Here is a 7,015-nt window from a genome sequence, read left to right as displayed (position 1 = left end):
GCGGGGTCGCCGGCGTGGCGGGGTCGCCGGCGTGGCGGGGTCGCCGGCGTGGCGGGTCGCCTGCCGGGACGACCGGCGAGTACGCCGCTCAGGCCTCGAGCGCCCGCGCCCACTGCGTGAGCAGGCGGGTGAGCCGGGTCCGCTCGAGGTCGGAGAAGGTCGCCAGCAGCCGCTCCTCGTTGGCGACGTGCTTCTCCACCACCCGGTCGACGAGCGCGCGGCCCGCGGGGGTGAGGGCGATGCGGCGTACGCGGCCGTCGTGGTCGGCCACCGTGCGGGTGACCCAGCCGGCCGCGACCAGTCGGTCGACCCGTTTGGTGACGGTCCCGGAGGTGATCATGGTGGTCGAGGCAAGCTCCCCCGGGGTGAGCGCGAACGGGTCGCCGGCCCGGCGCAGGGCGGCCAGCACGTCGAACTCGCCGTAGCTGAGGCCCGCCGCCGCGAAGACCGGCAGCAGCTCCTCGTGGAGCGCGGCGGCGACGCGGTGGAGCCGCCCGACGACGCCCATCGCGGACGTGTCGAGGTCGGGCCGCTCCCGGGCCCACTGGGCCTGCAGCCGGCCGACGTGATCAAGGTCATCGCTCACCCGGTGCATGTTACCTTCCACGGAAGATAAGGTCTCTTCCGTGGAAAGAATACTGGCTCACCGCTTCGGCATGGTCCTGCTGACGGCCGTGGCACCGGCCGCGTGGGGCACGACGTACATCGTCACCGAGACGTTCCTGCCGCCCGACCGCCCGCTCTTCGCGGCGCTCGTCCGCGCCCTGCCCGTCGGCCTGGTGCTGCTGGCCTGGCGCCGCCAGCTGCCCCGCGGCGACTGGTGGTGGAAGGCCGTGGTCCTCGGGCTGCTCAACATCGGGGCCTTCTTCCCGCTCATCTTCGTGGCGGCCTACCACCTGCCGGGGGGCCTCGCGGCCACGATCCAGGCCACGCTGCCGCTCGCCGTGATGGCCCTGGCCTGGCCGATGATCGGCGAGCGCCCGGCCCGGGTCCGCGTCGGCGCGGCCCTCATGGGGCTCGTCGGGGTCACCCTGCTGGTGCTCCGCAACCCCGACGGCGTCACCGCCCTCGGTCTGGCCGGCGCCTTCGGCTCGGTGGTGGTGAGCGCCCTCGGCTTCGTCCTCGTCAAGCGCTGGACCCCGCCCGTCGACATGATCACGCTCGTCTCCTGGCAGCTGGTCGTCGGCGGCCTCGCCCTGCTCCCGGTCGCGCTGATCGTCGAGGGAGCACCGCCCGCGATCGACCTCCGGGCGGCGCTCGGCTACGCCTGGATCGCCGTGGTGGGCTCCGGGATCGCCTACGTCTGCTGGTTCACCGGGCTGCGCGCCATGTCGGCCGGCGCGGTCTCCCTGATCGGACTCGTCAACCCCGTCGTCGGCACGGTGCTGGGCGTGGCGTTCGCCGCCGAGGCCTTCGGCGTGGTGCAGACGCTCGGCATGGCCCTGGTGCTCGGCGGCGTGGTGCTGGGCCAGCGCACCGCCCGCAGGCACGTGTCACCCCGTCCGACACAGGCTCCCGTACCGGAACGGGAGCTGGTCGCTGCGACGATGGAGCGGTGACGACCTCGGGGGACTTCCGCTTCCGCGACATCGCCCTGGCGGCGTACGGGCCCTCGGTCGTCAACGCCGTTGGGCACGGCGCGGTGATGCCGGTGCTGGCGCTGCGGGCCCGTGACCTCGGCGCCGACGTGAGCACCGCGGCCGCCGTGGTCGCCCTGCTCGGCATCGGCAGCCTCCTCGCCTCGCTCCCCGCCGGCGCACTCGTCGCCCGCCTCGGTGAGCGTCGGGTGCTGACCGTGGTGGGCTGCCTGGACGCCGTCGCCATGGCGGTAGCGGCGCTCACCGACTCGGTCCTCGCCCTGGGGATCGCGGTCACCTTCAGCGGGATGACCTGGACCGCCTTCATCATGGCGCGGCAGGGCTTCATGATCGACGTGGTCCCGATCGCCTACCGGGCCCGGGGGATGTCGATGCTCGGCGGCAGCATGCGCATCGGCGTCCTGGTCGGCCCGCTCCTGGGGGCCGGACTCATCGCGCTCGGAGGCCTCACCTGGGTCTTCTGGCTGGCCGCGGTGATGTCGCTGACCTCCGCGCTGCTCGCCCGTGCGATGCCCGACCTCGGCTCCGAGACCCGCCAGCAGGTCACCGAGCACCCGAGCGTCCTGTCCGTGCTGCGCGCCCACCGCCGGGTGCTGCTCACGCTGGGGGTGGCCGTGGTGATCATCGCCGCCAGCCGTTCGCTGCGGGTCGTGCTGCTGCCGCTGTGGTCCGACCACGTCGGCCTGTCCGCGAGCACCACCTCCCTCATCTTCGCGGGTGCCGCCGCGATCGACATCGCCTTCTTCCTCCCTGGCGGCTGGCTGATGGACACGCGCGGTCGCGCCGTGGTCGCCGTACCGGTGGTGGCGTCGACGGCGGTCGCGTGCCTGCTGCTGCCCCTGGCGACCACGACCGCGACCGTGGCCGCCGTGATGGTGCTCATCGCCGCCGGCAACGGACTCGGCTCGGGGATCGTGATGACCCTCGGCGCCGACACCGCCCCGGTCGAGGGTCGCGCGCAGTACCTCGGCGGCTGGCGGCTGTGCGGCGACATCGGCGGCTCCGGCGCCCCGGTCCTGGTCGGCGCGCTGGTCGCGGTCGCACCCCTCGCGGTGGCCTGCGTCGTGATGGGGACCCTCGCGGCCGTCGGCACCGTGTGGGTCGGCTACTGGACCCGGCGGGTGGACCGGCGAGCGGCCGCGGTCAGCCGACCGTGACCTCGACCTCGTTGGACGCCACGTCGGAGTCGGTGTCCTTGACCCGGAACGTGTTGACGCCGGCCTGGCTGGTCTGCACGTAGGTGGAGAACGTCTGGTTGCTGACCGAGACGGTGACCGGGAAGTCCGACCAGGAGCCGCCCTCGAAGCGCTGCACCTGGAGGATCGCGCCCTCCCCCTGCGGGTAGGTGCCGGTGAGGTCGATCTGCTGCATCGGGCTGACGCTCAGCTGCCCGGCCGACAGGGAGATCTGCTCGGCCGGCGCGGACTCGCTGCTGGAGGGCGCCTCGCCGGGCTGGGTCTCGACGCCGGTCGACGGCTCGGTGGTCTCGGTCGGCTCCGGCTCGGGGAGGTACATCGTGGTCGCACTGCCCGCCGAGGGGTCGGCCGAGGTGTCGACGCTGCCGCCGTCCAGCCCCAGCACCTTCGTGCCGAACAGGGCGGCCAGCCCGAACAGGAGCCCCACCACGGCGGCCACGGCGACCAGGGCCACCAGTCCGGTGAGGACCGGACGGTCTTCGCTGCGGGACACGGTGCTCCTCTCGCTGGTACGACGATCGCGGGCGCGACTGCACGCCATCGTTGCCGGCCATTGTGGGCGACGCCGCCCCGCGGGGCCAAGCCGCCCCGCTGCGACCTGAGTCGCCGGGTGACTCAGGTCGCAGCGGCGGCCCGGCGCTCCCGCTCCGCCACGGCGTGCTCGTCGGTGCGGTTGTCGTAGGACCAGAAGTCCCGCAGCAGGGCCGCGGTGAGCAGCACCCCACCCACGCACGCCACGCCACCCGACACGATCGCCCCCCGCACCGACCAGGCGTCGGCCACGAAGCCCGCCCGCACCTGGCCGCCCAGCGGCCCGACCGAGTAGGACAGCATCTCGATCCCGGCCAGCCGGCCGCGCATGTGCTCGGGGATGGTCTGGTTCCACACGGTCCCCCGGAAGACGGCCGAGACCATGTCGGCCGCACCCGCCATCGCGAAGCACACCAGCGCCACCCCGAACGACGGGGCGAGACCCGCGAGGGCGATGCACGCGCCGTACGCCGTGGCCGCGATGACGATGGCCCGGCCGTGGTGGTGGACGTGGGAGGTCCACCCGCTCAGTGCCGTCGCGACCAGCGCGCCGACGGTCTCCGCGGAGTAGAGCAGCCCGAGCATCTCTGGCCTGTCGAAGACCTCGGCGGCCAGCGCGGGGAAGAGCACGATGGGCATCGCGAGCAGCATCGCGGCGATGTCCACGAGGTAGGTGCCGAGCAGGTCGCGCCGACCGATCGCGTAGCGCCAGCCCTCCGCGATGCCCCGCAGGCTGGGCGGGGTGGTCTCGCCGCGGTGCGGGTAGGGGCGCATCGCGGCGTACAGGGCGCACGCGACGGCCAGCGCGACGACGTCGACCACGAAGCACCAGCCGATCCCCACCCACGCGATGAGCACGCCCCCGATGGCGGGGCCCACCAGCACGCCGACCTGCATGCCGAAGCTCGACAGCGCGTTGGCGGCGGTGATCTGGTCGTGCCGCACCGTGCGCGGCTCGAGCGCCTCGCGGGAGGGGCGCTGGAGCGAGGACGTGGCCGCCAGCAGGGCCGCGACCCCGAAGATCAGCGGCAGGCTCGGCTCGACGAGGAAGGAGTTGCCCGCCAGCACCGCCATCAGCACCAGCTGGGCGAGCCCGCTGCCGATGAGCAGCCTGCGCCGGTCGACGTGGTCGGCCAGCGCGCCGCCGTACAGGCCGAAGACGATGAGCGGGAGGAGCTCGACGAGGCCGACCGCGCCGACCGCGAAGTTGCTGCCCGTGAGGTCGTAGACCTGGAACGGGATCGCGACGTAGGAGACCATGCCGCCCAGGTAGAACACCGTGCCGGCGGTGAACAGCAGCCGGAAGTCGCGCGACTCGCGCAACGGGGTGACGTCCATCCGCAGTCGGCGGAGGCGTTCGCGCAGGGACGAGGTGGTGCTCACAAGGGGCGATCGTCCCACGCCGCGATCCCCGGGCGCGCGCCATTTCCTGACGGACGGCTCAGCGCGCGGTGACCCGGATCCGCGCGCCGTCGCGGGGCACGCTGGTGATGTTGCGGACCTTGGGTCGGTCGTCGGTGAGCGCCTCGATCGTGTACGCCGCCAGCACCTCCCGCAGGATGACCACCCCCTCCATCAGCGAGAAGCCCGCACCGATGCAGCGGCGCACCCCGCCGCCGAAGGGGATCCAGGTGTTCGGTGCTGGGCTCCCCTCGACGAAGCGCTCCGGGCGGAACCGGTCGGGCTCCTCGTGCAGCTCCGGGCTCGCGTGCACGAGCAGGATCGACGGGCCCACGGTCACCCCCGCCGGCAGGTCGATCCCGCCGATGGTGGCCGACGCGGTGAGGGTGCGCGCCACCATCGGGATCACCKGGTGCCGTCGCATCGACTCCTTGAGGAGGGCCTCGAGCCACGCGTCGTCACCGTCGTCGACGGCCGCGAGAGTCCGCGCGCGCACCGCCTCGTCGCGGCCGAGCTCGTGCAGCGCCCAGGCCAGCGCCGTGGCGGTGGTCTCGTGGCCGGCCAGCAGCAGGGTGACCAGCTGGTCGCGCAGCTCCTCGTCCGAGAGCGTGTCGCCCGCGTCGGCGCCGGACCGGATCAGCCGCGAGAGCACGTCGGTGCGGTCCGCGAGGTCGGGTGCGGCCCGCCGCTCACGGATCTCGGCGTGGATCAGCTGGTCGAGCTCCTCCGCGTTCTGCTGGGCGGCGCGCCACGGACCGAGTCGCCGCAGCTGCGGCACCGACGAGCCCAGCAGGACGGCCGGGCTGATGTCGACGACCCGCGCCACCCGCGGCCGCAGCAGGGCGAGGCGGCCCTCGTCGGCCACGCCGAAGACCACCCGCAGGATCACCTCGAGGGTGAGTCGGCTCATCCGGTCGAGGGCACGCAGCTCCTCGCCGTCGTGCCAGGTCGYGACGTCGGCCCGGGCGACCTCGGTGACCAGCGCGCCGTACCCGCGCAGCGCGTGGCCGTTGAAGGCCGGCATCAGCAGCGCCCGGGCCCGCCGGTGCGCGTCCCCGTCCTGGAGGAGCAGGGAGTGCTCGCCCATCATCGGTCCGAGGATCGCGTTGGCCTTGCCGGCCCGGAAGGCGGCCGGGTCCGCGGCGAAGATCTCCCGGACGTGCTCGGGGCGGGTGAAGAGCACCAGCGGACGACCACCCGGCAGCAGCCGGACCGTGAAGACGTCGCCTTACCGCCGCCGGGCCCACGGCACGAACCGGTGGCGGAACCGCAGCAGGGCGACGCTCTGCAGCAGGGCCGGCCACCGGGGACCGGGCGGCAGGACGTCGGGGTCGATCGCCGGGCCGGGACGACCGGACATCCGCATCCGGCTCAGGCGCGTGCGGGTCAGCGCCGCGGTGGCGGCGTCGTGCGGCAGCTCGTCCGGGCGGTCCCTCACGAGGGTCATGCCTTCGATCGTAGGCCGGTCAGCCCGCCCGGACCTCCCAGCGCGTGACGGGCTTCTCGACGAGGTCCGCGCAGCTCGCGCGACGGGGTGTGCCCGGCACCTCCACCACGTCGACGTCCGGGTCGCCACCGGCCAGCACGTGCAGCTCGCGGACCTGCTCCGCCGGGGTCAGGCCGGCCCGACCGCGCGAGAGCCCGACCGGCACGTCACCCCGCTCCAGGGCGGCGCAGGCCGCCACGGCGGTGGTGGGATCGAGGCGGCCGAGGGTGTGGCCGGACGGCAGGGCGAGCAGGGTGCCGGAGAACCGGTGGCCGCCCAGGTGGGTGGTCTCCCAGGTCGCCTCGGGCCACCGTGCGGCCAGTGCCGCGGCGACCGGCCGGCCGATCTCGGCGCAGCACCGGTCGCGGCGCCCGTTGGTGCAGACCAGCCAGAGCGGTCCGTCGTACGCCGTGAGCTCGCGCTCGAGGTCCGTGTCCAGCAGGGCCTCGGCGCCGGGCAGCACGACGGTGCGGACGGCGAAGCCCCCGTCGGTGGCGCGGGCGTGGAAGACGCGCACCCCCGTCCCGGACTCGCCGCCGTGGCGGCGGACCAGCTGCACGCGCACGCCGTCGAGGCCCGCGAGGTGGGTGCGCACCGCCTCGGGCAGGCGGCTCTCCGCGACGGCCTTGCGGCCCCACGACCCGGCGTGCTCCACCATCAGGAGCTCGGTGTCCGTGGGGGCGGTGCCGCCGATCGGCTCCCCGTCGTCGCGGCTGGCGACGGAGCAGCGGAAGTCGGTCACGGGGCCAGTGTGCCCTGCGGGTCCCGGGCCGGGCCCGGCCCCTCAGAGCAGGCCGGTACGC

At 74.3% G+C, this 7,015-nt stretch carries 8 protein-coding genes; 2 read left to right on the top strand and 6 right to left on the bottom strand.

Going from position 1 to position 7,015, the window contains the following annotated elements; genetic code table 11:
• Positions 1–88: 88 nt before the first annotated feature.
• Entirely contained in the window at positions 89–586 is a 498-nt protein-coding gene (locus ACXJKL_RS10725; protein WP_457207038.1) for a MarR family winged helix-turn-helix transcriptional regulator, read from the bottom strand.
• 70 nt (positions 587–656) lie between these two features.
• On the opposite strand from ACXJKL_RS10725, the gene ACXJKL_RS10720 reads away from it, so the two are divergent.
• Positions 657–1,559, top strand: a complete 903-nt coding sequence (locus ACXJKL_RS10720; RefSeq protein ID WP_457207037.1) for an EamA family transporter — start codon at positions 657–659, stop codon at positions 1,557–1,559.
• The gene (locus tag ACXJKL_RS10715) at positions 1,556–2,755 is read left to right on the top strand and encodes an MFS transporter (RefSeq protein WP_457207036.1); all 1,200 of its coding nucleotides are present in this window, start codon (positions 1,556–1,558) and stop codon (positions 2,753–2,755) included. The genes ACXJKL_RS10720 and ACXJKL_RS10715 overlap by 4 nt, the downstream gene beginning before the upstream one ends.
• On the opposite strand, the gene ACXJKL_RS10710 is transcribed toward ACXJKL_RS10715, so the two are convergent.
• The 5 genes from ACXJKL_RS10710 to ACXJKL_RS10690 all read right to left on the bottom strand — a co-directional run bounded on the left by ACXJKL_RS10710 (position 2,742) and on the right by ACXJKL_RS10690 (position 6,954).
• Positions 2,742–3,287: a hypothetical protein gene (locus tag ACXJKL_RS10710; RefSeq protein ID WP_457207035.1), complete on the bottom strand. Its 546-nt coding sequence runs from the start codon at positions 3,285–3,287 to the stop codon at positions 2,742–2,744. The two genes, ACXJKL_RS10715 and ACXJKL_RS10710, sit on opposite strands and share 14 nt — an antisense overlap.
• A 122-nt stretch (positions 3,288–3,409) precedes the next feature.
• Complete coding sequence (locus ACXJKL_RS10705) at positions 3,410–4,708, bottom strand: MFS transporter (protein WP_457207034.1); 1,299 nt, start codon at positions 4,706–4,708, stop codon at positions 3,410–3,412.
• A 58-nt stretch (positions 4,709–4,766) separates the two neighbouring features.
• Positions 4,767–5,930: a cytochrome P450 gene (locus tag ACXJKL_RS10700; RefSeq protein WP_457207039.1), complete on the bottom strand. Its 1,164-nt coding sequence runs from the start codon at positions 5,928–5,930 to the stop codon at positions 4,767–4,769.
• 24 nt (positions 5,931–5,954) lie between these two features.
• The gene (locus ACXJKL_RS10695; protein ID WP_457207033.1) at positions 5,955–6,173 is read right to left on the bottom strand and encodes a hypothetical protein; all 219 of its coding nucleotides are present in this window, start codon (positions 6,171–6,173) and stop codon (positions 5,955–5,957) included.
• A 19-nt stretch (positions 6,174–6,192) separates the two neighbouring features.
• Entirely contained in the window at positions 6,193–6,954 is a 762-nt protein-coding gene (locus ACXJKL_RS10690; RefSeq protein WP_457207032.1) for a sucrase ferredoxin, read from the bottom strand.
• Positions 6,955–7,015: the final 61 nt, after the last annotated feature.

Source organism: Nocardioides sp. P5_C9_2 (genome assembly GCF_054049555.1).
This window is presented reverse-complemented; position numbering and strand designations above follow the sequence as displayed.